Genomic DNA, 25,813 nt, shown 5'->3' on the forward strand with positions numbered 1-25,813 from the left:
CCCCAGCGCACGAGGGCCTGCCTCACCGCGCCGGGGACCGGTGAGGCGCGCCCGGGGGGTGAGGGCGCGGCATGATGGGCCCGTACCCGCATCCGTTCCCACCCACGGAGGACCCATGATCACCGCGATCGTCCTGATCGACGCCGACGCCGCCCGCATCCCCGAGGTCGCCAAGGAGGTCGCGGACATCGACGGCGTCAGTGAGGCCTACTCCGTCACCGGGGACATCGACCTGGTGGCGATGGTGCGCGTGCGCCGCCACGAGGAACTCGCCGGCGTGATCGCGGACAAGGTCAGCAAGGTGGAGGGGGTCATCCGGACCCAGACCTACATCGCGTTCCAGACCTACTCGGGGCACGACCTCGAGGCGGCGTTCGACCTCGGCGTGGCCGACTGAGTCCTTCTGGCGGGTGCCCGCCCGCCCTGCCGGTCAGGCGTTGCTGGCCGTGACCCAGCGCTCGAGCACACCCGCCGCGGCACCGTCGTCGATGGACCCGGCGGCCAGTGCCAGTCCGGCGCGGAGCCGGCCGAGCAGGTCACCCTCGGCGGTGCCCGGTCGCGTCCCGTCCGCGACCAGGGCGGCAGCCGCGTTCAGCAGCACCGCATCCCGGATGGCGCCGGTCCGGCCGACCAGCAGGTCCCGGGCCACGCCCGCGTTGAAGGTGGCGTCGGCACCCCGGATGTCGTCGAGGGTGGCCCGCGTCATCCCGAAGGCTGTCACAGGGTCGACCTCGTGCTCACGCACGAGTCCCCCGGTGGCCGCGGTGACCTCCCAGACCCGGGCGGGCGCCGTCGTCGCGAGTTCGTCCAACCCGTCCTCGCTGCGGAACACGAGCGAACTGTTGCCCCGCTCGGCGAACACGCCCGCCATGATCGGCGCCATCCGGGCGTTGCCCACCCCGATGGCGCCGGCCCGCGGTTGCGCCGGGTTGGTCAGCGGCCCGAGCACGTTGAACGCGGTCGGGACGCCCAGGTCCCGGCGGGCCACGGCGGCGTGGCGCATCGCCGGGTGGTAATGGTTCGCGAACAAGAACGTGATGCCCGCCTCACCGACCACCCGGGCGGCGGCCGCGGGATCGAGGTCCAACCGGACCCCGAGGGCCTCGAGCACATCCGCCGAGCCGCTCGCCGAGGACGACGCCCGGTTGCCGTGCTTGACCACGCGGATGCCGGTACCGGCCACCACGATCGCCGCCATCGTGGAGATGTTGACGCTGCGGTGGCGGTCCCCACCGGTGCCGACGATGTCGACGGCGTCACCGGGCACCTCGATCGGGACGGCGTGGGCGATCATCGAGTCCGCCAGGCCGCGGACCTCGGGCACGGTCTCGCCCTTGGCGGCGAGAGCCACGAGGAACCCCGCGAGCGTCACCGGCGAGGTGTTCCCGGACATCACCTCGTCCATCGCCCAGGAGGTCTCGGCCGCGGACAGGTCCGCGCCGCCGAGCAGCCGCACGATCAGCTCCGGCCAGGTGCGGCCCTCGTCCGCGGCGGGTGCGGTCATCGCCTCAACGTGCGAGCCGCGCGCGCAGGACGTCCGCGACCGATTCCTGGAGCTCCAGCGGGTCGAGCGGGTAGGAGACCACCGCGTCCGCCTCGGACCAGGACGCGAGCCAGGCGTCCTGCGGGCGCGCGATGAGCACCATGATCGGCGGGCACCGGTAGATCTCGGACTTCAGCGTGCGGCACAGGCCCATGCCACCGTGCTTCGGTGCCTCGCCGTCGAGGATGACGAGGTCGTAGGAGTTGTTCTCCACGTGCTCGACCACCGCGGCCGGGGTGGCCGCCTCGGTCCAGACGATCTTGGCGGTGTCCAACGACGCCCGGCGTCCGACCCCGACCTTCACCTGGTCCCTCGTGGTGTAGTCGTCGCTGTAGAGCAGGACCGAGGCGGTCTCCTGCTTCTGCGGTGCGGGCGCGGCTTCGTGCTGCGCAGCGGTCATCGTGGTCCTCCCGATCACTGGGCGGCGTGGCTCACGTCGCCGCCGAAGTCCTGTCGGCCATGCTAGTGCTTCCGCCGGCCCGGCAGACGCCACCGGCGCGGGGTCGGACCCGAACCCCGGACGGCGCTTCCGATCGCCTTCGAAGCCCCGGCGCGCGGTGCCCCGAGGGGTCCTTCGACCGGGCCCACGGGGACGTGACGGCGTTGGCACTTTTGTCAGTACCTGCCTACGTTTTCGGCCTCTCGGACATCACTTTTGGGCATCATCGTGCGGCAAACCCCGGTCCGGGCGTGCCGAAGGCGCCACGGGGTTGCCATTCGCGCCATAATGACAGCGTGTCGTCTGCAACCACTGAGCTCAGCACCCCCCACCTGTCGGTGAATCGACCCAACCTCGCGCAGGTTGGAACGATCGTCTGGCTGTCGAGCGAACTGATGTTCTTCGCGGGTCTCTTCGCGATGTACTTCACGCACCGCTCGGTCGCCGGACCCGAGGTCTGGGCCGAGGGCGCCGGTCACCTGAACATCATGTTCTCCGGCGCCAACACCCTGGTCCTGGTGCTCAGCTCGGTCACCTGCCAGATGGGCGTGGTCGCCGCCGAGAACTTCCGGCAGCGCCGCTCCGGTGGCCTGCTCCAGTTCTGGAAGTGGGGCATGAACGAGTGGTTCATCCTCACCTACCTGATGGGCGCGTTCTTCGTCGCCGGTCAGATCTTCGAGTACGCCGAGCTCGCCCACGCGGGACTGACCTTCCAGAACTCGACCTACGGTTCGGTCTTCTACCTGACCACCGGGTTCCACGGGCTGCACGTGATCGGCGGACTGATCGCGTTCCTGTTCGTGCTGCTGCGCTCGTTCTCGGCGCACCGGTTCGGTGAGCACGAGGCCACCTCGGCGATCGTCGTCTCCTACTACTGGCACTTCGTCGACGCCGTCTGGATCGCGCTGTTCTTCACCATCTACTTCCTGCAATAGCGCCTCCCCCGACACCAGCCCATAACTGACGTAACGAAGGATCTGACCAAGTGAAGGCTTTAGCGGCCAGCAGAAGGCACCGGTTGGCGCCGGTCATCCTGATGACCCTGGCGTTGTTCCTCACCGGCGCGGTCTACGCCGCTCTCGCCCCGAGCTCCGCGCAGGCGAACACCGCGGGCGCCGATGACATCGAAGAGGGACGCCGTCTCTTCATCACGAACTGCTCCACCTGCCACGGGATGAGCGCCGAGGGCTCGGACACCGTGCCCTCACTGATCGGCGTCGGCGCCGCATCGGTCCACTTCCAGGTCATCACCGGCCGGATGCCGATGGATGCCGACTCCCCGCAGGCCGGCGCGAAGCCGCCGCAGTTCACCGATGAGCAGGCTCGTCAGCTCGCCGCCTACATCGCCAGCCTCGGCCCCGGCCCGGGCATCCCGGACGAGGAGACGGTCGACCCCGCTCTTGGCAACGCCGCGGAGGGCATGCAGCTCTTCCGCACGAACTGCGCCATGTGCCACAACTTCGTCGGTGCCGGAGGCGCCCTCACGAACGGCAAGTACGCGCCGGCGCTCGACGACAGCACCCCCACCGAGATCTACGAGGCGATGATCACCGGGCCGCAGTCGATGCCCGTGTTCAACAACGCGAACCTCACCGAGGAGGACAAGCGGAACATCATCGCCTTCCTCGTGGCCCAGCGTGAGCCGAACCCCGGTGGCTTCACCCTCGGCTCGCTCGGTTCGGTCTCCGAGGGCGTGTGGGCCTTCCTCGTCGGATTCGGCCTCCTGATCGGGGCTGCCGTCTGGATCGGAGCGCGCTCCTCATGACCATCGAGCACACCGACCGCTCCACCGACGTCGTGGAGCACCCGGAGCAGTTCACCAACCCGGGCCTGCCCCCGCACCGTCCGCGCCTGGGCGACGAGGACCCGAAGGCCAACAAGCTCTCCGAGCGCATCGTCCTGGCCATCTTCACCGTGTCGGTGCTGGCCAGCATCGCCTCGATCGTCGGCTACTTCGCGATCCCGGTCGACCCCGAGGCCGGCAGCATGGGCAACACCCGCTTGTCCACGATCGTCATCGGAGTCGGGCTCGGGCTCGGCATGCTCGGCATCGGCGTCGCCGCGATCCACTGGGCCAAGTCGCTCATGAACGACCACGACAAGGTCGAGGAGCGGCACGAGATCGCGGGCGACGAGGAGACTCGCGGCACCGCGGTGGAGATGTTCAACGAGGGCGTCAGGGATGCCTCGATCGCCCGCCGGCCCCTGCTCAAGGGCGCCGTCGGCGGGGCCCTCGCCCTGGCGCCGCTGCCGTTCCTGGTGCCACTGATCGGCAACCTCGGCGGCGATTGGGACGTCTCGAGGTTCAAGCGGACCGCCTGGGCCCCCGGCGACAACGGGGACCGTGTCTACCTCGCCACGGACCCCACGAACCGTCGCATCAAGGCCGCGGAGGTCACCGTAGGGAGCCTGTTCCACGTGATGCCGTGGAACCTTCCGGAGCACCCGAACTACCTCGATGAGAAGGCCAAGGCCGTCGTCCTGCTGGTTCGGCTCGACCCCCAGGATCTCAAGGAGACCGAGGAGCGGGCGAGCTGGTCCTACGACGGCATCGTGGCCTACTCGAAGATCTGCACCCACGTCGGCTGCCCCGTCGCGCTGTACGAGCGTGAGACCCACCATCTGCTGTGCCCGTGCCACCAGTCCACGTTCGACGTGACGGACGAGGCGAAGGTCGTGTTCGGCCCCGCCGGCCGGGCGCTGCCGCAGTTGCCGATCGATGTCGATGAGAACGGCTACCTGGTCGCCCAGCGCGACTTCGACGAGCCCATCGGCCCGAGTTTCTGGGAGCGTGAACGATGACCACCGACCTGGCCCCCGGCCCCAAGGTGGACCCCAAGATCGCCGCGACGGCGGACTTCCTCGATACCCGCCTCGGGATCTCGAAGATGTTCAAGGGGCTCGGCCGCAAGCTCTTCCCGGACCACTGGTCCTTCCTGCTCGGTGAGATCGCGCTGTACAGCTTCATCGTGCTGATCATCTCCGGCACGTTCCTGACCATGTTCTTCGTGCCGAGCATGACCGAGATCCACTACCCGCACGATGCCCTCCCGGTGACCATGCAGGGCCAGCCGATGTCGGAGGCGTTCGCCTCCACGTTGAACCTGTCGTTCCATGTGCGCGGCGGACTCTTCATGCGCCAGCTGCACCACTGGTCAGCGCTGATCTTCGTGGGCGCCATGGTGATCCACATGCTCCGCATCCTGTTCACGGGTGCGTTCCGCAAGCCTCGTGAGATCAACTACCTGATCGGCTTCCTGATGCTGATCACGAGCCTGCTGGCGGGCCTGACCGGTTACTCCCTCCCCGACGACGTGCTCTCCGGCAACGGCCTGCGGATCACCGACGGTGTGGTGCGGTCCATCCCGATCATCGGCTCCTACCTGAGCTTCATGGTGTTCGGCGGCGAGTTCCCCGGCATGGACGTCGTCCCCCGGATGTACGCGCTGCACATCTTGTTCATCCCGGGGCTGATCCTGGCGCTCGTGGCCGTGCACCTGTTCCTGGTGTTCTGGCACAAGCACACCCAGTACCCGGGTCCCGGCCGCACGAACAAGAACGTGGTCGGGTTCCCGCTGTTCCCGATCTACGTGGCCAAGGCCGGCGGCTTCTTCTTCATCGTGTTCGGCATCCTCGGCCTCATGGGCGCGACGATGAGCATCAACAACGTGTGGAACTACGGCCCGTTCGACCCGGCGCTCGTCGGGGCCGGCGCCCAGCCGGACTGGTACATGCTCTTCCTCGAGGGCTCGCTGCGGCTGATGCCGAGCTGGGAGGTGGTCATCGCCGGCTTCACCGTCCCGATGAGCGTCCTGATCCCGGCCGTGGTCGTCCCCGGCGTGCTGTTCACCGTCCTCGGTGCGTACCCGTTCATCCACAACTACGCCACGAAGGACACCGGCGAGCACCACGTGCTCGACCGGCCGCGCAACGCGCCGACCCGCACCGCCATCATCGTGGCCGTGCTGAGCGTGTTCTTCGTCCTCCTCGCGGCCGGCTCGAACGACCTCATCGCCACGCACTTCAGCCTGTCCCTGAACGCGATCACCTGGGCGTTCCGGGTGCTGTTCTTCGTGCTCCCCGTGGTCGCGTTCATCGTGACCAAGCGGGTCTGCTACGGCCTGCAGCGCAAGGACCGGGAATTGGTCCTGCACGGCCACGAGACGGGCCGTGTGGTCCGGTTCGCCTCCGGCGAGTACGCCGAGGTGCACAAGCCGCTGGACGATTTCGAACGGTGGGTGCTGGTCGGCCCGCAGCCGGAGCGTCCGCTCGAGATCGAGCCGGCCGAGGACTCCAACGGTGTTCGCCGCCCCGGTCACAAGAAGGAGCTGCGCCGCCAGAAGTTCTCGCGCTTCTTCTACGAGGAGCGGGTCGAGCCGGTGACCCCGGCCGAGTTGGTCGCCGCGCACGCCACCGGCGCCCACGACGCCCTGCCCGCGTCCGAGGAGCGGGATGCTCGCGAACTCGAGGCGCGAACCCACTGAACCCCGGGATACGGTGGGGAAGACCCACCCGCTAGCCGGACGGGCCTGATGCTGACAACGTCCCGCGGTCCCACACAGGGACCGCGGTGATTACCGCGGCACGGAGACACCGCGCCGCACCGACCGGGAGGACCACATGGCTCAGTACACGCTTCCAGACCTGCCGTACGACTACGCCGCACTCGAGCCCCACATCTCGGGCAAGATCATGCAGCTGCACCATGACAAGCACCACGCCGCCTACGTGACCGGCGCGAACACCGCGCTCGAGAAGCTCGCCGAGGCGCGCGAGAAGGACGACTTCGCCGCAGTGAACCTGCACGAGAAGAACCTCGCGTTCCACCTCGGTGGGCACATCAACCACACCGTGTTCTGGAACAACCTCTCCCCCGAGGGCGGCGGCCAGCCGGACGGCGAACTCGCGGCGGCCATCACCGACCAGTTCGGTACCTTCGAGGCGTTCCAGGCCCAGTTCGGCGCGAACGCCAACGCGATCCAGGGCTCCGGCTGGTCCGTGCTCGCGTGGGACAGCCTCGGTCAGCGGCTGGCCATCTTCCAGCTCTTCGACCAGCAGGGCAACATCCCGGTCGGGATCATCCCGCTGCTCATGCTGGACATGTGGGAGCACGCGTTCTACCTGGACTACCTGAACGTCAAGGCGGACTACGTCAAGGCGTTCTGGAACATCGCGAACTGGCAGGACGTCGCGGCCCGCTTCGAGCGCGCCCGCACCCAGACGGCAGGCCTGATCGTCCCCTGACGGTCATCTCCGGAACAAACAGCGGGCCCGCACCTGTCAGGTGCGGGCCCGCTGTCTTGTCCCAGTCGGACTCAGTGGGCGTGCTGGCCCCGGTTGAACTCGAGGACCTGGCCGACCAGACCGATCACGCCGAGCACTGCGCCGATGCCCGCGAGCCACCAGCCGGCGGCCGCACCGAGGAACACCAGGGCGGCGGCGATGCCGAGCACCAGGGGCCACCAGCTCCATGGGGAGAACACGCCGTAGTCGGAGTCGGCCGTGATCTCCGCGCGCGGGTCGTCCTCGGGGCGTTCGTCGATCCGGGAACCCACCCGCCAGAGGTAGACGCCGACCATGCCCCACATCGCGCAGATCAAGCCGAGGGCCGTGGTGCCGATCGGCTCCCACGACGACCAGAACCCGTACAGCAGGACCACCGGCACGAAGAACAGCAGGCCGAGGAGGAAGAACCACTTCTCCACCCCGAGCGGCGACCCCTTCTTGGGGCCCGAGTGCGTCCTGACCTTCGCGCTCATCGATCGTCACCTTCCTGCCGTGCGGCCCGCTGCTGCGTCTCGGCCTGGTGGCCGGCCATGTCGGGCTCACCGTAGATCTGGTCGAGGATGTCCTTGTCCGGCTCGGCGTGGTCGAGCGCGGCCACCTCCGGGTGGTGCAGGTCGAACGCGGGGCGCTCGGACCGGATCCGGGGCAGGGCGGTGAAGTTGTGCCGCGGCGGCGGGGACGAGGTGGCCCACTCGAGCGAGGCACCGTAGCCCCACGGGTCGTCCACGGTGACCTTCGGCGCGCTCCGCCAGGTCTTGTAGACGTTCCACAGGAACGGGAGCGTGGACAGCGCGAGCAGCACCGCGGAGACCGTCGAGATCTGGTTGAAGATCACGAAGTCCGGCTCCGGGAGGTAGTCCGGGACCCGTCGCTGCATGCCGAGCACGCCCAGCCAGTGCTGGATCAGGAACGTGCCGTGGAAGCCGAAGAACAGCAGCCAGAAATGCAGCTTGCCGAGCCTGTCGTCGAGCATCCGGCCCGTGAACTTGGGCCACCAGAAGTAGAACCCGGCGAACATCGCGAACACCACGGTGCCGAACACCACGTAGTGGAAGTGGGCCACCACGAAGTAGGTGTCGGTCACGTGGAAGTCCAGCGGCGGGCTGGCCAGGATGACCCCGGTGAGACCACCGAAGACGAACGTCACGAGGAACCCGATCGACCACAGCATCGGCGACTGGAAGGTGAGTTTGCCGCGCCACATGGTGCCCACCCAGTTGAAGAACTTCACACCGGTGGGTACCGCGATCGCCATGGTCATCACGGAGAAGAACGGCAGCAGCACCTGTCCGGTGGAGAACATGTGGTGTGCCCACACGGTGACCGAGAGACCGGCGATCGAGATCGTGGCGAAGATCAGGCCCTTGTAGCCGAAGATCGGCTTGCGCGAGAACACCGGCAGGATCTCCGAGACGATCCCGAAGAACGGCAACGCGATGATGTACACCTCGGGGTGTCCGAAGAACCAGAACAGGTGTTGCCAGAGCATCGCGCCGCCGTTCTCGGCGGCGAAGATCTGGGACCCGAGGATCCGGTCGGCACCGAGGCCGAACAGGGCCGAGGCGAGGATCGGGAAGGCCATCAGCGCGAGCACCGAGGTCAGCAGGATGTTCCAGGTGAAGATCGGCATCCGGAACATCGTCATCCCGGGGGCGCGCATGCACAGGATCGTGGTGATGAAGTTGACCGACCCGAAGATGGTGCCGAAGCCGGTCATCGCCAGGCCCATCACCCACAGGTCACCTCCCAGGCCCTCGGAGTAGGTCGCGTTCGACAGCGGCGCGTAGGCGAACCAACCGAAGCTCGCGGCCCCCTTCGGGGTGAGGAACCCGGCGCACGCGATGATCCCGCCGAACAGGAACAGCCAGTACGCGAACATGTTCAACCGCGGGAACGCCACGTCGGGCGCGCCGATCTGCAGCGGCACCAGGACGTTGCCGAAGCCGACGAACAACGGCGTCGCGAACAGCAGCAGCATGATCGTGCCGTGCATCGTGAACAGCTGGTTGTACTGCTCGGCGCTGCTGACGATCTGCACGCCCGGCTCGAACAGCTCGGCCCGGATCAGCAGCGCGAGCACGCCGCCGATGCAGAAGAACACGAACGACGTGATCAGGTACAGGTAGCCGATCGTCTTGTGGTCGGTGGACGTGACCCACTTGATGACGGTCCGACCCAGGGTCTGGCGCTCCGGGGGCAGCCCCGGCACCGTCTCGACGTCCGTGGACGGCGTCTCCTCGATGGTGGCCATCAGTCGTCAGCTCCTTCGCCGGTGCCCGACTGGGTCACCGCGTTCTGCCGGTCGTACTCCGGCCCCAACTGGCCCGTCTGGCCGGCCTCCTCCAGGTCCGCCATGTGCGCATCGAACTCCTCCTGGGAGACCACGGAGACGTTGAACAGCATGTACCCGTGGTACTGGCCGCACAGCTCGGCGCACTTGCCGAGCCAGTCGCCCTCCACGCCCGGGGTCACCTGGAAGGTGTTCACCTCGCCGGGCAGCATGTCGATCTTGTACAGGAACGCCGGCACCCAGAACGAGTGCGCCACGTCGCGGCTGCGGATCGTGAACTCGACCGTCTGGTCCACGGGCAGGTACAGGGTCGGCAGGTCCTCGGTCACGGCCATGTCGCTGAGGTCCTGCGCGGCGGGCTCCCCGGAGTCCCAGACGTCCGCGTCCTGGTAGTTGAAGTCCCAGGACCACTGCCGCCCGTACACCTCGATGTGCACGTCCGCCTCGGTGGAGGTGTCGGTGATCTCCTCCTGCAGCGTGGCCGTGTAGTAGAACAGCACGCCGACCATGACGATCGGCACGAACGTGTAGAGCAGCTCCAGCGGCAGGTGGTACCGCAGCTGCACGGGCAGCTTGTTGTCGTCCTTGCGCTTGCGGTAGACGATCACGCACCAGATGATCAGCGCCCACACGAGCACCCCGACCGCCAGCGCGGCGATCCAGGACCCGGTCCAGAGGGCGACGATGTCATCGGTGTGCTCCGTCATGCCAGGCACGGTCGGCATCCAGCCCCGACCCACCTGCTCGGCGGAACAACCGGCCAGGACCGTGGCGGTAACGAGCCCGACCGCACCGAGTGCCGCAGCGCGGCGCCTCGGGTGTCGAGGAGAGGGCGATGACACGATCTTCAAGCCTTCCGACGTCACAACGATCTGCAAGTTCGGCCGCGTGATCACTCGGTTTTTCGACACCTTCAGGGTGTCCGTCACGAAGTTCTCACCAGCCTCGCCCACCCTATCCCCAACGGCCCCATGCGTGCTGCAGGACCCGCTCGGATGGGCGCCCCCGCGTCGGAATCAGGGGCGCCCGTCGAGGGGCGGCGTCAGGCCGTGCCGAGCACGTCGATGATCGCGGCGCTCGCGGGCGCCTGGTCGGTCGCCGGCGCGAGCACCAGCACCCGGGAGCCGACCGGCACGTCGATGGTCGCGTCCACGATGCTCCCCTGGCCGGCGAACGAGGTGAACGGCCCCTCCGGGTCGGCGCCGTCCCAACCCCAGCTGGAGCCCGCACCGCTGCCGTCCCAGTAGGAGAACGCGTAGGCGACTGCCACGCTCTGCTGGTTCGCCACCGGCTCCCCGGTTCCGGTCGCCAGCACGGTCACCTGGAGCTCGGTCGGCTCGGTGGCGCCCTCGGCGATGGTGAACGTCACCGGCTCCCCGAGGTTGCCGTCGATGGTCACCGGGGCATCGGCCGCCTCCGGGGTCGGCGTCGCGTCGGCCTGGCCGGCGTCGCCGGGGTTGAACGCCTCGACGACGTCGACGACGAACACGATCGTGTCCTCGGCGCCGATGCCGGCGTCCGGGTTCCCACCCTGCGGCCCGTAGCCCAGGTCCGGCGGGACGCTGATCAGCAGCCGCGAGCCCACGGTGTGGCCGGGGATCCCGTCGGTCCAGCCCTGGATCACCTGGTTGAGGCCGAACATGCTCGGGGCGCCGCGGCTGTAGGAATCGTCGAACTGGGCGTCCGCGCCCCAGACGATGCCGTAGTAGTTCGCGGTCACGGCGGAACTCGGCTCGACCTCGGGACCGTCGCCCTCTGAGAGCACCTCGACCTGCAGCCCCTCCGGCGGGGTGTCGCCGGGGAACGTGATGTTCGGGGACTCGCCGAACTCGCCGGAGGCCTGCGGCATGCCCTCGCTGCCCTCGGTCACCTCGGCGCCCGTGGTCTCGGAGGCGTCCGTCGACGGTGTGGTGGGGTCGTCCCCGCTGCCACCGCCGGAACAACCGGCGAGCAGCAGTGCGGCGGCGGTGGCACCGGCGATCAGGAGCGGAAGGGGACGACGGCGGGACGGACTCACGTGGCAGAACTCGATTCGTAGATGGTCGGGTCGGGTGTCAGGACACGACTGCGCCCCTCGTCCGCTGCGGACGAGGGGCGCAGCGCTAGGCTCGGGTGCGGCTCAGTGGAACGAGTCTCCGCAGGCGCAGGAGCCGCCGGCGTTCGGGTTGTCGATCGTGAAGCCCTGCTTCTCGATCGTGTCCGCGAAGTCGATGGTGGCGCCCGCGAGATACGGCACGCTCATCTTGTCGACGATGACCTCGACGCCCTCGAAGTCCCGGACGGCGTCGCCGTCGAGGTAGCGGTCGTCGAAGTAGAGCTGGTAGATCAGGCCCGAACAGCCGCCCGGCTGCACGGCCACCCGCAGGCGCAGGTCGTCACGGTCCTCCTGGGACAGCAGCGCCTTCACCTTGGACGCCGCGACGTCGGTCAGGGCGACCTCGTGCTCGAGGGTCTCGGTGGTGGTGTCGGTCATCGTCATCTCCGATGTGGGGTGCCCGCCGGTCGCGCCGGCTCTCTTGTTCCAATGAGTTCTAACGCGCCGGCTGGACGAACTTGTTCCCGGATCCGCCCACGGCGTCATCACCAGAGTACGTCACCGGCCCCAGGTCCGGGCGACCCGGTCCCCGCGCGCCTGCAGCGCGGACGACGCATCGCCCGCCGGCGCCGGCTCCGCACCGGACGACGGCGAGAGCGGCGTGTCCAGGACGGGGTACGCGGCGCTGATCCCGACCCGGGCCAGCTCGCGCCGGTTCACGTGCACCTCGTGTGCGATCGTCACCACGGGCAGTCCGTGGGTCATCGCACGGCTACCGACGGCGGCCGGTACCCCTTCGTGGAGCGCGTCGCCGTCGAGGACGGCGCTGCCGGTGACGACGAGATCGGCGTCGGCGATCGTCGCGTCCAGCCCGACCTCGGTCGCGACCACGTCCGCGCCGGCGAGGACCCGCGCGCCGAGCAGGGCCAGCGCGAACCCGAGGCCACCGCCGGCGCCGGAGTAGGCCGCCCGGCGGGTCGGGGTGGGCCGCTCGGCATGCCGGTGACTGTTCCGAGCGCTTCCGCCGGCGAGCAGGTCGCCGCCACCGGACGGACCGGACGACGCTGCGCCGTCGTGCTCGCCGGCGCTCGCACGGGCCGCGGCATCCTCGAGGTCGGCCGCGAACACGGCCACATCGCGTTCGATCTCCTGGGCGTCCGCGGCGCTGATGCCGGGGCGCTCACTCAGCGCGGCACCGGCGCCGTGCAGACCGAGCAGCGGGATGTCGGTGGCGGCGGCGACGATGATCTCGGTGCCCGCCAACGCCCGGCGCAGTTCGGCGATCCGCCCGCCGAGCGCGGTGCCCGACGTCGGTGCACCTGCCGGCCCGGCGCCCGGCGGCCCGGCGCCCGGCGCGACGGCCTCGCCCGGCTGCGTGCCACCTCCTCGCGCACCGGCCGGGCCGGCGCCCTCGGCGAGGAGCACCTCGGTGAGCCGACTCAGGAAGCCTGCCCCGCCGTCGTGCACCGCGACGGCCCCCACGCCCAGGACCACCCGCCGCGCCCCCGTGCCCAACGCACCCACGAGCAGGTCCGCGGCAGCGGCGCTCGAGCCGGCGCGCGCGAGGGTGAGCGGGTCCGCGGCGGTGCCGACGCCGTCGAGCACCACGGACGCCTCGGCGTAGGCGGTGCCGCCGGCGCGCCCGGGTACGTGCAGGACCGTGGCGGGCCGGTCGGCGCCGGCTTCCTCGCCCGTGGTCGGCGTGAGCGCCACGAGCGTCCCGCCCCGGGCCGCGTGCACCGCCTCCACGAGCCCGGTTCCGCCGTCGCTCATCGGGACGGTCAGCACCTCGTGTCCGCGTTCGGTCCAGCCGTGGGCGAGAGCGGCCGCGGCCACCGGGGAACTCAACGGGCCACCGAAATGGTCGGGGGCGATCACGACGCGCACCCCGCCATCCTCCCAGGTACCGCGCCCGCCCCGGTCCCCACTGGGAACCCGGCCCCGATGGTGGGATCATCCTCATTGTGACGACGGCCTCACCGATCCGGGTGGGCATCCTGGTCTTCGACGGCGTGGACGAGCTGGACGTGGTCGGCCCGCACCGGGTGCTCAGCACGTGGGCGGCGCGCAGCGCGCTCCGCCCGGACGTCGTCCTGTTCTCCCGGGACGGGCTGCCGGTGCGGTCCGCGACCGGGTTGGACCTGGTTCCGTCCCTGGACTCCAATGGCACCGGCACCATGCATGTGCTGATCCACCCCGGCGGGCCGGGCGCGCGACGCCTGAGCCGCGACCGAGACCACCTCGCCTGGTTGCGCCGGACCCGGCGCGGCACGGCTCTGCTCGCCGGGCTCGGCACCGGGAGCCTGGCCCTGGCGGCGGCCGGCCTGCTCGCCGGGCGGGCCACCGCGGTGCACCCGGACGCCCGGGCCGCGCTCCTCGGGCTGGAGCCGAGCGCCCTGCTGGACGTCGATTCGGCCACCCTGGACGACGGTGACCTGCTCACCTGCGCGGGCGGCGTGCACGGGATCGACCTGGCCCTCGCCGTCGTGGAGCGGTACGAAGGGGCGCCGATGGCGGCGACGGTGCGCGGGACGCTCACCTACGACCCCGGCCCGTGACGGCCACGGCCGGGGCACCCGCACCACTCGACTAGGCTTGCACCCGTGTTCGGACGCAAGAAGGACGAGGCAGCCCCCATCGTCGAGGAGGAGGTCCCTCGCGCCGGTAAGGGACGGCCCACGCCCAAGAGGAAGGACGCCGAGGCCGCCAACAAGCGTCCCCTCGTGCCGACGGACCGCGGCGCCGCTCGCAAGGTGCAGCGGGAGAAGATGAACGCCCAGCGCGCCCGCATGAACGAGGCGATGATCACCGGCAAGGAGGAGGACCTCCCGCTGCAGCACCGTGGCCCGGTGCGCCGGTACGTGCGCGACTACGTGGACGCCCGGTTCAGCCTCGGCGAGCTGTTCCTGCCCCTGTCCGGTGCGATCGTCGTGATCCTGCTGATCTCGACGTTCAACGCGAGCTGGGCCGCGATCGGGATCACCGCCATCTTCGCGCTGTACCTGATCGTCGCGGTCGCCCTCGTGGACGCCCTGATCTGCGCGTTCCGGGTGCGCAGGAAGCTGCGTGAGAAGTTCGGTGAGGAGCGGGCCAAGCGCACGATCATGTACACCGTGATGCGGGCCTTCCAGCTGCGCCGGACCCGGCTGCCGAAGCCGCAGGTCAAGCGCGGCGAGTACCCCCGCTGAGCCACCCCTAGGATTCGAGGCATGCACTTTCGATACCTCGGTAACTCCGGCCTGAAGATCAGCGAGATCACCTACGGCAACTGGCTCACCCACGGCTCACAGGTGGAGAACGACGCCGCGAGGGCGTGCGTCAACGCCGCCCTGGACGCGGGCATCACCACGTTCGACACCGCCGACACCTACGCGAACACCAAGGCCGAGGCGGTCCTCGGCGAGGCCCTGGCCGGTCAGCGCCGGGAGTCCGTGGAGATCTTCACGAAGGTGTACTTCCCGACCGGCCCGAAGGGCCCGAACGACACCGGCCTGTCCCGCAAGCACATCCTGGAGTCGATCAACGGCTCCCTGCGCCGGCTCGGCACCGACTACGTGGACCTGTACCAGGCGCACCGCTACGACTACGAGACGCCGCTCGAGGAGACCATGCAGGCGTTCGCCGACGTGGTGCGCTCCGGGAAGGCCCTCTACATCGGGGTCAGCGAATGGACCGCGGAGCAACTGCGGGCCGGGCACGCCCTCGCCAAGGACCTCGGCGTGCAGCTGATCTCCTCCCAGCCGCAGTACTCGATGGTGTGGCGGGTCATCGAGGACAAGGTGGTCCCCACCTGCGCCGAACTCGGGATCTCCCAGATCGTCTGGTCCCCGGTGGCGCAGGGCATCCTGACCGGCAAGTACCTGCCCGGGTCCCCTGCGCCCGAGGGCTCCCGGGCCGCCGACGACAAGGGCGGCGCCCAGATGATCTCCGGGATGCTCGGCCGCGAGGAACTGCTGCGCCGGGTCCAGGACCTGCGTCCGATCGCCGACGAGCTGAACCTGAGCATGGCCCAGCTGGCGGTCGCCTGGGTGCTGCAGAACGACAATGTGGCCGCCGCGCTGATCGGCGCGTCCCGGCCCGAGCAGGTCGCCGAGAACGTCGCTGCCTCCGGGGTCACGCTGGACGCCGACGTGCTCAGCCGGATCGACGACGTCCTCGGCGACACCGTGGTCCGCGACGCCGAGAAGACCTACAACGTCTCGCCGAAGGCCCGCCTGGTCTGAGCCGGCACCGTTTGATCCGGCACCGTCTGTGCCGGCACCGTCACGGCTGAGAGTGCTGAAGTGGTCGCCACGTCAGCACTCTCAGCCGGTCGGCCGGCGGGTGAGGGTGCCGAGATGGTCGCCGTTTCGGCACTCTCGGCAGTCAGTCGACCAGCGCGAGGGAGGGCCGCGTACTGATCCGTCGACGGCGGGCCGGGTAGGGCACCCATCGGGCGCGGCCCGCGACCAGCGCGGCGCCCCGGCAGATCAGTTCCTTGTAGCGTGCGGCGAACCGGCCGGTCAGGACCAGCGACAGAGGCCGGTCGTCGAAGGTCACCATCTGGATCAGACCGTCCCGTCGGCCGAGGCTGAGGCACTGCTGTACATAGACCAGTGGCATGCGCGGGGCACCGGCGCCGGTCAGTTCCGCGACGATCGAGTCCGCGGCCTGCCAGCCCATCGGGATGCCGGAGGCGCAGGACATCCGCAGTGGGCGCTCCCGCCAGCCGCGGGCCTGCCCGGCGTCACCGACGGCGTACACGTCCGGGTGGGAGACCGAGCGCATCGCCGCGTCCACCACGATCCGGCCGACGTCGGTGACCGTCAGGGCCGACGCGGCGGCGATCGGGTGGGTGGTGAAGCCGCCGGTCCAGACGGTGATGTCGGCAGCGATCGGGGTGCCGTCGGCGGTGACCACGCCCGCCGGGCCGACCCTCTCCACCTCGGTGTGCTCGTGGACCGTGAGGCCGAGCCGGTCGGCGACCCGGCGCAGGTGCGTCCGGCCGGCCGGTGAGAGCCGATCGCCGAGCTCCCCGCGCACGGTCATCGCGACCCACAGGTGCGGGTGGGCCTCCGCGATCTCGGTGGCGGCCTCGATCCCGGTGAGGCCGCCACCGACCACCACCACGCGACCACCGTCGCCCAGTTCGGCGAGACGATCACGCAACCGCAGCGCTCCCCGTCTGGACGCGACCTCGTGGGCGTGCTCGGCCACACCCGGCACGCCGCCGTCGGCCTGCGTGCTGCCGAGCGCATACACGAGCGTGTCGTAGCCGAGCTCGCGCTCGCCGTCGGCGTCCGTGACGGCGACCGTCCGGGCGGTGACGTCCACGCCGTCCACCCGGGCCACGCGCACCCGCACCCCGGTGCCCGCGTACGCCTCCCGCAGCGGTCGCGGGCTGAGGTCCTGCCCGGCCGCGAGTTGATGCAGCCGGACCCGTTCGACGAAATCCGGCTCGGCGTTGACGAGGGTGATCTCGACCTCGTCGAGCTGTAGTCGCTGGGCCAGTCGGGTGGTCGTGGCGGCACCTGAGTATCCGGCGCCCAGGATGACGATGCGGTGCTTCATGAGGCTCACTCCTTGGGTGGGTCGTGCCTCCTGAACCGGATACGCCGGCGATCCCTGACACTCGACGCTGCGAACCGGGTCACAGGCCCACGTCGATCGGCGCCCCGTGCTCGGCCCGGGCCCACTGCCGGTCGGCCCGGGCCAGCTTGTCCGGGTTCACCTGGCTGAGCACCGCGTCGATCCCGGCCTCGGTCACCTCGAGCACCATCACGCCGACGACCCGGCCCTCGACCACGACCACGGCCGCGGGACTGCCGTTGGCGATCCCGGCGTAGAACTCGGGTGTGCCACCCAAGATGGCGAACTTCGACGCCGAGGGGCGGAACAGCCCACGCACGAACTTCGCGATCGTGGCGGCGCCGGTGAAGGCCGTGCGCCGGGCCGGGACCTTGCCGCCACCGTCGCCCGCGCCGAGGGCGTCGGCCGTGAGCAGGCGCACCAGTGGCTCGGTGCGGCCGCTGGTCGCGGCGCTGAGGAACTCCTCGACCACCTGCCGCGCGGCGACCCGGTCGACGGCGACCCGCGGCTTCGGCGCGTCGAGGTGGCCCTTCGCGCGGTGCAGGATCTGCTGACTGGACACCTCGCTGATGTCGAGGATGTCGGCGATCTCGGCGTGCGGGTAGGCGAACGCCTCCCGGAGCACGTAGACGGCGCGCTCGTTCGGGGTGAGCCGCTCGAGCAGGGTGAGCATCGCCGTCGAGACCGATTCACGCTGTTCGGCGCTCTCGGCCGGACCGAGCATCGGGTCGCCGTCGAGGACCGGTTCCGGGAGCCACTCCCCCACGTACACCTCGCGGCGTGCCCGCGCCGAGGTCAACATGCTCAGGCACAGGTTGGTCAGCACCCGGGTCAGCCAGGCCCGCGGGACCCGGATACCGGACCGGTCCGCGCCCTGCCAGCGCAGGAACGTCTCCTGCACGGCGTCCTCGGCCTCGGAGGCCGAGCCGAGCATCCGGTACGCGATCGCCTCCAACCGGCCCCGGAACTCCTCGAACAGGTCCACCTCGTCCGCTCGTAGCGGTTCTGCGGTCATGCTTCGAGCCTACGACGGCGGCGCTCACCGGGGCGAGGTCACCCCGGTGTGGGTGCGGGCGCTGGCGCTCAGCCGGCCGACTATCGCGGGCGCCTCGTGGACCAGGGTGTCGTCGGTGAGCGCCTCGAGCATGAACAGCGCGAAGTCGGTACGCCGGGTCAGGTTGGACGCCAGTACGGGGTCGCCGACGTGCCTGCTCCACACCGGCAGTCCCTGGCTCTCGCCCTCCTCGAGATCGCTGCCGCGCACCACCGTCCAGGCGCGGTCGCTGGCGAAGATCCGCCGGCACGCCTCGACCTGGTCGTCGATGTCCACGGCGCGCACGGCCCGGGCCAGCACCGTGGTGACCCTCAGCGTTTTCCGGAACAGCCAGGAATACGTGTCCTGGCCGTCCTTGGTGATGTGCCAGCCGCAGGAGAAGACCAGCCGCGCGTGCGGCTCGGCGTGGTCGAGGACGGCCTGGGCGGTGCCCGAGGAGTACCCGTGCACGCCCCAGGGGACCAGCACGGTCAGCACCCCGTCGCATCCGGCGACGGCCCGCGCGATCACCGCCCGATCGTCGGTCTGCCCCGGGACGATCGTGATCCGGTCCGCGAACTCGGCGAGCTTGGGGACGCTGCGTTCGCGGCAGACCCCGACCACCTCCCAGCCGCGCTCCAGAGCCTGCCGCACCAGGTGCTGCCCGAGCTTGCCGGACGCCCCGACGATGCAGACCCTCCTGATCCGGTCCGCGCCATCACCCGTTCCCGTAGCTGGGTTCCCGCCTGCGTCCATGGTCCCGCTCCCTCGACGTCCACCGAATCGAACTTACGATGTAAGTAACGGTAGGCTTACGCTGTAAGTGCGTCAAGAGGACCGACGGAGGAACCTGTCATGGCCAAGTCGGCCACAACCACGGCGGCCGGGCCGCGCGCGCCCCTGACCCGCGAACGCGTGATCGCCGCCGCCATGTCGGCGGCCGACGAGAAGGGCGAGGCCGGGGCGACCATGCGCGCGATCGCCGCGAGTCTCGGCGTCGAGGCGATGTCGCTGTACAACCACGTGCGCGGCCGTGAGGACCTGCTCACCGGCATGGTCGATGCCGTCTTCGGCGAGATCGACCTGCCCACCGCGGGCGCCGAATGGCATCCGGCCATGCGCGAACGGGCTACCTCCGCCCGGGCTGCGCTCCGCCGTCATCCATGGGCCGTGGGCCTCATGGACTCTCGGAGCGAGCCCGGACCGGCGACCCTGCGTCACCACGACGCAGTGCTCGGCGCGCTCCGGGCCGGCGGCTTCTCCGTGGCGATGGCCACGCATGCGTTCTCGCTGCTGGACAGTTACATCTACGGCTTCGTGCTCCAGGAGCAGAGCCTGCCGTTCGGCGACGCCGACGAGTTGCGCGTGACCGCGACCGAGATCGTGAACGCCATGCCCGCGGACACCTACCCGCACCTCGCCGAGGTGGCGACGGCGCACGTCACCCGAGGCGGCTACGACTACGGCAGCGAGTTCGAGTTCGGCCTCGACGTGATCCTCGACGCGTTGCGACCCGACGAGGTCTGAGCGGTTCAGCCCCGGCCGATGGCCCGGTTCATGGCGCCGGGCCAGGTCGCTCCGCCGTAGATGAACGCCGTGTACGCCTGGAGGGCGTTCGCCCCCGCGGCCAGGTAGGCGCGGGCGTCGGCCGGGGTCGAGATGCCGCCGACGCCGATGATCACCTGGTCATCGGCGAGCCGCGCCCGTACCCGGGCCACGACCTCGAGGCCGCGCTCGCGCACCGGCGGGCCGGACATGCCACCGGCGCCTTGCTCGTGCCTGATCGTCGTGTTGACCGCGACGACCCCGGCCAGCCCGATCTCGCGGGCGAGGTCGGCGACGGCGTCGACGTCGGAGTTGGCCAGGTCCGGCGCGATCTTGACCAGCACCGGGACCTCCCGGGCGGCAGCGGCCCAGGCAGCCTCGAGCACGGCCACGAGGATCGGGCGCAGCACCTCGGTCTGCTGCAGGTCCCGCAGCCCCGGTGTGTTCGGGGAGGACACGTTCACGACCAGGTAGTCCACGTACGGCGCCAGCGCCCGGGCGGACGTGCGGTAGTCCTCGACCGCCCCGTCAGCGGGGGTGACCTTCGACTTGCCGAGATTCGCACCGAGCACGAGTCGGCGCCCGTGCGGGGTCCGGCGGAGCTTGCGCAGCCGGGTCGCGGCTGCCGCGGCCCCGGCGTTGTTGAAGCCCATCCGGTTCACCAGGGCCCTACGCTCCGGGACCCGGAACAGCCGTGGCTTGTCGTTGCCCGGCTGGGCGTGGGCCGTCACGGTGCCGATCTCGACGAAGCCGAACCCGACGGCGTCCAGTCCGGCCGCCATCGTCGCGTCCTTGTCGAAGCCCGCGGCCAGGCCGAGCAGCCCGGTGGTGGCTCGACCGAACAGTTCCGGCGCGGGTCCCTCGGGCGCCCTCCCGAGGGTGACCCGGACCGCGTCCCGCAGCCCCGGGGTTCGCCCGAGGACCCGGAACAAGGTCGCGGCACCGTGGTGCGCCCGTTCCGGGTCGACCTTGGTGAGCAGGTTGTCGAAGACGAAGCGATACGGGCTCGGCACGCCCCAACCCTACCGAGGCCGTGGCCCGAACTCGTTCGCCACGGCGCCCCGTCTCACCCGCGGCTCCCGTCATCACCCAGCGGTTCCCCGTCACCACCCCGAGGTTCCGACCCCGTCACCACCCCTCGGGCCCTGTCCCCGCCCCGCTCCCGTCGGGCCGAACGTGCCCTGGACCATCGGGTGGTGGGCGGCCACCATCGAACGTTTCACTCCGTGGTTGAAACGTTACAAGATCGCCCGCGACCTCGGCGGCCGGGGTGGGCGTGGGGTGGCCGGAGGCCGGGGCTGCACAGCAGCCGGTGGGCTTGGGGGTCGCCGCGGCCGGTGCTGCCCGATAGCCGGTGGGCGTGGGGTCAGCCGGCCGCGATCCGCGCGGGGCTGGACCGCCACATCCAGATCAGGCCGAGGATCGGCAACACCAGCGGCACGTACCCATAGCCCTGACCGAAGTGCGACCACACGGTGTCGCGCGGGAAGTACTCGGGGTGCAGCATGCTGAGCGTCCCGATGGTCAGCACCCCGATCAGCTCGAAACTGACCGTGATCCAGCCGACCCGGCGCATCCGTCGGCCGTTGTGCGCCAGGGCCACGGTCGCGAGGATGTACACGACCGCGGAGAGCGCGGACAGCGAGTACGCGAAGGTGGCCTCGGAGGCGTCCCGGATCAGCTGCACCGTGGCCCGGGCGGTCGCGGCCAGGGCGAACACCCCGTAGACGAAGATGAGGACCCGGCCGGCCCCGTACGCCGGGCGCCGGGTGTCCTCCACGTCCTCCGGGGCCGTCACGACGTCATCCATACCTGGTTCACCCGCATCTGCATCACCATCAGCACCACCGCGGCCACGGCCAGCACCACCGAACTCCACCTACTGCGCTCGGTGAACGCCACCACCGCCGCGACCGGCATCATCACCAGGGCCGTGATCAGGTATCCCCAGAACGTGACCGGGTCACCCAGGTCGTGTCCGCCGGCGAGGCTGATCCCGGCCACCACCATCTGCGCGACCAGCGCCACCTCGATCACGGCCGCGCCGATGAGCTGGTTGAACGTCACCGACGTGTTGCGGACGGCGAGCACCACCGCCCAGACCGCCAGCACCAGGCAGCAGCCCACGATGATCCACGACACGACCGACACACCGTGCAGGGTAGTGCCCACGCGGGCGACGACCCGCATCCACCGACCGTGCGTCCGCCGACCGCGCGACCTCCTACCATGGGCGGGTGACCGAACTAGCGCTCAGTTCCTCCGACCCTGCCCGCCTGGCCGCCGACGCCCTCGTGATCGGAATCACCCCCGACGGCACCGGTGCCCGCCTCGTCGGCGCCGACGCCCTGCCGGGCCCCGTGCGCGCCTCGATCGAGAACGCGATCGGCGTCCTCGGCCTGAAGGGCGCCGTCGACGAGGTGACGAAGATCCCGGCCGTCGACGGCGTCAGGGCGAACCTGCTCGTCCTGACCGGTCTCGGGGCGGTCGCCCCGGGCCCGGGGGCCGACGGCGGCCCGAGCCTCGAGAACCTACGCCGCGCCGCGGGGGCGGCGGCCCGCCAACTCGCGGGCACGACGCACGCCGCCCTGGTGCTGCCGGCCGACGACGCGGCGCACGCGGCCGCCGTCGCCGAGGGCGGGTTGCTCGGCGCCTACGCGTTCGGCGACTACCGCGGGACCCGGCCGGCCGCCGGCGCGCCGGTCGCGACGATCACCGTGGTGACGCCGACCGCCCGCAAGGGCGCCACGAAGGACGCCGTGGCGCGGGCCAAGGTGCTCGCGACGGCCGTGCACGGCACCCGGGACCTGGTGAACTCGGCCCCGAACGACCTCTACCCGGAGTCCTTCGCGGACCACGCGCGGGCACGCGCCAAGGGCGCGAAGGTGAAGATCAAGGTCCTCGACGACGACGCGCTGCGTGAGGGCGGTTACGGCGGGCTCATCGGCGTGGGGCAGGGCTCCGTGCGCCCCCCGCGGCTGGTCAAGCTGACCTACGCGCCGGCCCGGGCGAAGAAGCACTACGCGCTCGTCGGCAAGGGCATCACGTTCGACTCCGGCGGCCTGTCGATCAAGCCCGCCAAGTCCATGGAGACGATGAAGTCGGACATGGCCGGCGCCGCGGCCGTGCTGAACACGGTGCTGGCCGCTGCCGAGCTCGGGCTCGGCATCAAGGTGACCGGCTGGCTGGCGCTGGCCGAGAACATGCCGTCGGGCACCGCCCAGCGGCCCTCCGACGTCATCACCATCCGCGGCGGCAAGACCGTCGAGGTCCTGAACACCGACGCCGAGGGCCGCCTGGTACTCGCGGACGCGATCGTCGCGGCGGGCGAGGAGAAGCCCGACGCGATCATCGACATCGCGACCCTGACCGGAGCGCAGATGATCGCCCTCGGCAACCAGGTCAGCGCCGTGATGGGCACCGATGACGTGCGCGGCGCCGTCATCGGGGCCGCGGAGCGGTCCGGCGAGCAGTTCTGGCCGATGCCGTTGCCGGAGGAGCTGCGGGCGTCGATGAAGACCCCGATGGCGGACATCGCGAACATGGGCGAGCGCTACGGCGGGATGCTCGTGGCCGGGCTGTTCCTCCAGGAGTTCGCCGGCACCACGCCGTGGGCGCACCTGGACATCGCCGGCCCGGCGTTCAACGAGGGTGGCCCGCGGCACTACGTGCCCAAGGGCGGCACCGGCGTCGGCGTCCGCACCCTGCTGAGCCTCCTGGAGGATGCCGCCGGGGCCTGAGGTGAGCAACCTCACGGGTTCGCCCCGAGGGCCCGGTTGGGTGAGTCCGCAAGTCAGTGCCAAGATGGACGGAGCCGGTCGGCATGGCAGCCCCGGCACGGTGGACGAGGAGACACACGTGACGCAAGCACCAGGCGACGCCTACGACGTCGTGATCCTCGGTGCGGGCAGTGGCGGGTACGCCGCCGCGCTGCGCGCCGCCGAGTTGGGCCTGACGGTCGCACTGATCGAGTCGGACAAGGTCGGCGGCACCTGCCTGCATCGCGGCTGCATCCCCACGAAGGCGCTGCTGCACGCCGGCGAACTGGCCGACGAGATCCGCGAGAGCGAACAGTTCGGGGTCAACTCCACGTTCGAGGGCATCGACATCAACGGGGTGAACTCCTACCGGGACTCGGTGGTGGCGCGCCTGTACAAGGGCCTGCAGGGCCTGGTCGCCTCCCGCCAGATCGACCTGATCAACGGGTACGGCCGGCTCGTCGGCACCGACACCGTCGAGGTCGACGGACAGCGCATCGTCGGCCGCAACGTGGTCCTCGCCACCGGTTCCTACGCGCGGTCGCTGCCCGGGCTGGAGATCGGTGGCCGGGTCATCACCTCCGACCAGGCGCTCACCCTGGACTGGGTGCCGAGGAAGGCGATCGTGCTCGGCGGCGGTGTGATCGGCGTCGAGTTCGCGAGCGTCTGGAAGTCCTTCGGTGCCGAGGTGACCATCATCGAGGCACTGCCGCACCTGGTCCCGAACGAGGACGAGGCGCTCAGCAAGGGTCTGGAGCGCGCCTTCAAGAAGCGCCGCATCTCGTTCTCCCTCGGGGTCCGGTTCCAGGGCGTGGAACAGACCGACGACGGCGTGCGGGTCACCCTCGAGGACGGCAGCACCCACGAGGCGGACGTGCTGCTCGTGGCCGTCGGGCGCGGTCCGTCGACGGCGAACCTCGGGTACGAGGAGCAGGGGCTGCGGATCGATCGTGGTTTCGTGCTCGTCGACGAGACGCTGCACACCGGCGTCGCCAACATCTACGCCGTCGGGGACATCACCCCCGGACTGCAGCTCGCGCACCGCGGCTTCGCGCACGGCATCTTCGTGGCCGAGCAGATCGCCGGCCTGAACCCCGCGCCGATCACCGAGAGCGGGATCCCCCGGGTCACCTACTGCCAGCCGGAGGTCGCCTCGGTCGGGCTCACCGAGGCGCAGGCCCGCGAGGCCCACGGGAGTGACGCCGTCGAGGTGCTCGAGTACAACCTCGGTGGGAACGGCCGCAGCCAGATCCTCAAGACCACCGGCTTCGTGAAGCTGGTCCGCGCGAAGGACGGCCCGATCGTCGGCGTGCACATGCTCGGCGCGCGGATGGGCGAGCAGATCGGCGAGGGCCAGCTCATCGTGAACTGGGAGGCCTACCCGGAGGACGTCGCCTCGCTGATCCACGCGCACCCCACACAGAACGAATCGCTGGGCGAGGCCGCACTGGCCCTGGCCGGTAAGCCCTTGCACTCCCACAACTGACCACCCAAGAAGGAGACACCCGGTCATGTCCCAGTCCGTGCAGATGCCCGCACTCGGAGAGAGCGTCACCGAAGGCACCGTGACCCGTTGGCTCAAGGCCGTCGGTGAGTCGGTCGAGGTCGACGAGCCGTTGCTCGAGGTCTCCACCGACAAGGTGGACACCGAGGTGCCCTCCCCCGTGGCCGGCGTGGTCGAGAAGATCCTGGTCGAGGAGGACGAGACGGTCGAGGTGGGCGCCGAACTGGCGGTCATCGGCGACGGCTCGGGAGGCGGCGAGTCCGGCGACGCTCCCGCCGCCGAGGAGGCACCCGCGCAGGAGGCGCCTGCCGAGGAGGCGCCTGCCGAGGAGGCCCCGGCGCAGGAGGCCCCGGCGCAGGAGTCGGCATCCGAGGCTGGCGGCGAGACCGCCACGGACCAGGGTGAGGCCAAGGAGGCCGCAGCCGAGGAGGCTCCGGCACCGGAGCCCTCGGGCGGGTCCGGCGGCGACGCCGGTTCCGGCGACCGTGAGGCCGTCACCCTGCCCGCGCTGGGTGAGTCCGTGACCGAGGGCACCGTGACCCGGTGGCTCAAGGAGGTCGGCGACGACATCGAGGTGGACGAGCCCCTGCTGGAGGTCTCCACCGACAAGGTCGACACCGAGGTCCCCTCCCCCGTGGCCGGCAAGGTCCTGGAGATCCTGGTCGCCGAGGACGAGACCGTCGAGGTCGGCGCGACGCTCGCCTACGTCGGTTCCGGTGAGGCGGCCCCCGCCGCCGCGGCCGAGCCCGAGGCCGCCCCGGAGCCCGAGGCGGCCCCGGAGCCCGAGCCGGCCCCTGCCGCCGAGTCGCCCG

27 protein-coding genes are annotated in these 25,813 nt (G+C 70.5%); 13 read left to right on the forward strand and 14 right to left on the reverse strand.

The window, feature by feature from the left end; translation table 11 throughout:
• The first annotated feature begins 115 nt into the window (after positions 1–115).
• On the forward strand, positions 116–397 hold the full coding sequence (locus EXU48_RS21860; protein WP_133109816.1) for an Lrp/AsnC family transcriptional regulator: 282 nt from the start codon (positions 116–118) through the stop codon (positions 395–397).
• Positions 398–430: 33 nt separating this feature from the next.
• On the opposite strand, the gene trpD is transcribed toward EXU48_RS21860, so the two are convergent.
• Both trpD and EXU48_RS21870 read right to left on the reverse strand, forming a co-directional pair.
• The gene (gene trpD / locus EXU48_RS21865) at positions 431–1,504 is read right to left on the reverse strand and encodes an anthranilate phosphoribosyltransferase (protein ID WP_133109817.1); all 1,074 of its coding nucleotides are present in this window, start codon (positions 1,502–1,504) and stop codon (positions 431–433) included.
• Positions 1,505–1,508: 4 nt separating this feature from the next.
• The gene (locus tag EXU48_RS21870) at positions 1,509–1,943 is read right to left on the reverse strand and encodes a response regulator (protein WP_133109818.1); all 435 of its coding nucleotides are present in this window, start codon (positions 1,941–1,943) and stop codon (positions 1,509–1,511) included.
• A 335-nt stretch (positions 1,944–2,278) separates the two neighbouring features.
• On the opposite strand from EXU48_RS21870, the gene ctaE reads away from it, so the two are divergent.
• The 5 genes from ctaE to EXU48_RS21895 all read left to right on the forward strand — a co-directional run bounded on the left by ctaE (position 2,279) and on the right by EXU48_RS21895 (position 7,226).
• Complete coding sequence (ctaE, locus tag EXU48_RS21875) at positions 2,279–2,917, forward strand: aa3-type cytochrome oxidase subunit III (RefSeq protein ID WP_235857194.1); 639 nt, start codon at positions 2,279–2,281, stop codon at positions 2,915–2,917.
• Between the two features lie 50 nt (positions 2,918–2,967).
• Entirely contained in the window at positions 2,968–3,747 is a 780-nt protein-coding gene (gene qcrC / locus EXU48_RS21880) for a cytochrome bc1 complex diheme cytochrome c subunit (RefSeq protein WP_133109820.1), read from the forward strand.
• Positions 3,744–4,784: a cytochrome bc1 complex Rieske iron-sulfur subunit gene (gene qcrA / locus EXU48_RS21885; RefSeq protein WP_133109821.1), complete on the forward strand. Its 1,041-nt coding sequence runs from the start codon at positions 3,744–3,746 to the stop codon at positions 4,782–4,784. The genes qcrC and qcrA overlap by 4 nt, the downstream gene beginning before the upstream one ends.
• Entirely contained in the window at positions 4,781–6,466 is a 1,686-nt protein-coding gene (qcrB, locus tag EXU48_RS21890; RefSeq protein WP_133109822.1) for a cytochrome bc1 complex cytochrome b subunit, read from the forward strand. The genes qcrA and qcrB overlap by 4 nt, the downstream gene beginning before the upstream one ends.
• A 136-nt stretch (positions 6,467–6,602) precedes the next feature.
• Positions 6,603–7,226: a superoxide dismutase gene (locus tag EXU48_RS21895; RefSeq protein ID WP_133109823.1), complete on the forward strand. Its 624-nt coding sequence runs from the start codon at positions 6,603–6,605 to the stop codon at positions 7,224–7,226.
• Positions 7,227–7,297: 71 nt separating this feature from the next.
• Here the strand turns inward: EXU48_RS21895 and EXU48_RS21900 are convergent, their stop codons facing one another.
• From EXU48_RS21900 to EXU48_RS21925, 6 genes are all read right to left on the reverse strand, one after another.
• Entirely contained in the window at positions 7,298–7,741 is a 444-nt protein-coding gene (locus EXU48_RS21900; protein WP_133109824.1) for a cytochrome c oxidase subunit 4, read from the reverse strand.
• On the reverse strand, positions 7,738–9,519 hold the full coding sequence (gene ctaD, locus EXU48_RS21905) for an aa3-type cytochrome oxidase subunit I (RefSeq protein ID WP_133109825.1): 1,782 nt from the start codon (positions 9,517–9,519) through the stop codon (positions 7,738–7,740). Before ctaD ends, EXU48_RS21900 begins: the two co-directional genes overlap by 4 nt.
• Positions 9,519–10,454 carry an aa3-type cytochrome oxidase subunit II gene (gene ctaC, locus EXU48_RS21910; protein ID WP_456238536.1) on the reverse strand — a complete coding sequence of 312 codons (936 nt, stop codon included), beginning with the start codon at positions 10,452–10,454 and terminating at the stop codon, positions 9,519–9,521. Before ctaC ends, ctaD begins: the two co-directional genes overlap by 1 nt.
• Positions 10,455–10,600: 146 nt before the next feature.
• Positions 10,601–11,575, reverse strand: coding sequence for an FKBP-type peptidyl-prolyl cis-trans isomerase (locus EXU48_RS25455; protein WP_133109827.1), 975 nt, complete (start codon positions 11,573–11,575; stop codon positions 10,601–10,603).
• A gap of 102 nt (positions 11,576–11,677) precedes the next feature.
• Positions 11,678–12,031 (reverse strand): iron-sulfur cluster insertion protein ErpA, encoded by a 354-nt coding sequence (erpA, locus tag EXU48_RS21920; protein WP_133109828.1) that lies wholly within the window; start codon positions 12,029–12,031, stop codon positions 11,678–11,680.
• Between the two features lie 120 nt (positions 12,032–12,151).
• Positions 12,152–13,480, reverse strand: coding sequence for a glycerate kinase (locus EXU48_RS21925; RefSeq protein ID WP_133109829.1), 1,329 nt, complete (start codon positions 13,478–13,480; stop codon positions 12,152–12,154).
• 77 nt (positions 13,481–13,557) lie between these two features.
• Between EXU48_RS21925 and EXU48_RS21930 the strand changes: the two genes are divergently transcribed.
• The 3 genes from EXU48_RS21930 to EXU48_RS21940 are packed head-to-tail and all read left to right on the forward strand — an operon-like array spanning position 13,558 to position 15,816.
• A complete protein-coding gene (locus EXU48_RS21930; RefSeq protein ID WP_235857195.1) occupies positions 13,558–14,151 on the forward strand; it encodes a DJ-1/PfpI family protein in 594 nt (197 codons plus the stop codon).
• Positions 14,152–14,196: 45 nt separating this feature from the next.
• Positions 14,197–14,781, forward strand: coding sequence for a DUF3043 domain-containing protein (locus tag EXU48_RS21935; RefSeq protein WP_133109831.1), 585 nt, complete (start codon positions 14,197–14,199; stop codon positions 14,779–14,781).
• 21 nt (positions 14,782–14,802) lie between these two features.
• Positions 14,803–15,816: an aldo/keto reductase family protein gene (locus tag EXU48_RS21940; protein ID WP_133109832.1), complete on the forward strand. Its 1,014-nt coding sequence runs from the start codon at positions 14,803–14,805 to the stop codon at positions 15,814–15,816.
• Positions 15,817–15,958: 142 nt separating this feature from the next.
• Here EXU48_RS21940 and EXU48_RS21945 read toward each other — a convergent pair whose 3' ends face one another.
• The 3 genes from EXU48_RS21945 to EXU48_RS21955 all read right to left on the reverse strand — a co-directional run bounded on the left by EXU48_RS21945 (position 15,959) and on the right by EXU48_RS21955 (position 18,950).
• Positions 15,959–17,143 carry an NAD(P)/FAD-dependent oxidoreductase gene (locus EXU48_RS21945; protein WP_133109833.1) on the reverse strand — a complete coding sequence of 395 codons (1,185 nt, stop codon included), beginning with the start codon at positions 17,141–17,143 and terminating at the stop codon, positions 15,959–15,961.
• A 79-nt stretch (positions 17,144–17,222) separates the two neighbouring features.
• Positions 17,223–18,176, reverse strand: coding sequence for an RNA polymerase sigma factor SigJ (sigJ, locus tag EXU48_RS21950; protein ID WP_133109834.1), 954 nt, complete (start codon positions 18,174–18,176; stop codon positions 17,223–17,225).
• Positions 18,177–18,200: 24 nt separating this feature from the next.
• Positions 18,201–18,950, reverse strand: a complete 750-nt coding sequence (locus tag EXU48_RS21955) for an NAD(P)-dependent oxidoreductase (RefSeq protein WP_133109835.1) — start codon at positions 18,948–18,950, stop codon at positions 18,201–18,203.
• A gap of 99 nt (positions 18,951–19,049) precedes the next feature.
• Between EXU48_RS21955 and EXU48_RS21960 the strand changes: the two genes are divergently transcribed.
• Positions 19,050–19,721: a TetR/AcrR family transcriptional regulator gene (locus EXU48_RS21960; RefSeq protein WP_207947861.1), complete on the forward strand. Its 672-nt coding sequence runs from the start codon at positions 19,050–19,052 to the stop codon at positions 19,719–19,721.
• A gap of 5 nt (positions 19,722–19,726) precedes the next feature.
• Here the strand turns inward: EXU48_RS21960 and EXU48_RS21965 are convergent, their stop codons facing one another.
• The 3 genes from EXU48_RS21965 to EXU48_RS21975 all read right to left on the reverse strand — a co-directional run bounded on the left by EXU48_RS21965 (position 19,727) and on the right by EXU48_RS21975 (position 21,890).
• Positions 19,727–20,752 (reverse strand): quinone-dependent dihydroorotate dehydrogenase, encoded by a 1,026-nt coding sequence (locus EXU48_RS21965; RefSeq protein WP_133109836.1) that lies wholly within the window; start codon positions 20,750–20,752, stop codon positions 19,727–19,729.
• A gap of 353 nt (positions 20,753–21,105) precedes the next feature.
• Complete coding sequence (locus tag EXU48_RS21970) at positions 21,106–21,537, reverse strand: hypothetical protein (protein WP_235857196.1); 432 nt, start codon at positions 21,535–21,537, stop codon at positions 21,106–21,108.
• The gene (locus tag EXU48_RS21975) at positions 21,534–21,890 is read right to left on the reverse strand and encodes a hypothetical protein (protein ID WP_133109838.1); all 357 of its coding nucleotides are present in this window, start codon (positions 21,888–21,890) and stop codon (positions 21,534–21,536) included. The genes EXU48_RS21970 and EXU48_RS21975 overlap by 4 nt, the downstream gene beginning before the upstream one ends.
• Positions 21,891–21,976: 86 nt before the next feature.
• Between EXU48_RS21975 and EXU48_RS21980 the strand changes: the two genes are divergently transcribed.
• The 3 genes from EXU48_RS21980 to EXU48_RS21990 form a co-directional block, all read left to right on the forward strand.
• On the forward strand, positions 21,977–23,479 hold the full coding sequence (locus EXU48_RS21980; RefSeq protein ID WP_133109839.1) for a leucyl aminopeptidase: 1,503 nt from the start codon (positions 21,977–21,979) through the stop codon (positions 23,477–23,479).
• Between the two features lie 118 nt (positions 23,480–23,597).
• Positions 23,598–24,983 carry a dihydrolipoyl dehydrogenase gene (gene lpdA, locus EXU48_RS21985; protein WP_235857197.1) on the forward strand — a complete coding sequence of 462 codons (1,386 nt, stop codon included), beginning with the start codon at positions 23,598–23,600 and terminating at the stop codon, positions 24,981–24,983.
• A 25-nt stretch (positions 24,984–25,008) separates the two neighbouring features.
• A partial coding sequence (locus EXU48_RS21990) for a biotin/lipoyl-containing protein (RefSeq protein ID WP_328591667.1) occupies positions 25,009–25,813 on the forward strand: 805 nt, incomplete at its 3' end.

This window comes from Occultella glacieicola (assembly GCF_004353825.1).
Classification (GTDB): domain Bacteria; phylum Actinomycetota; class Actinomycetes; order Actinomycetales; family Beutenbergiaceae; genus Occultella; species Occultella glacieicola.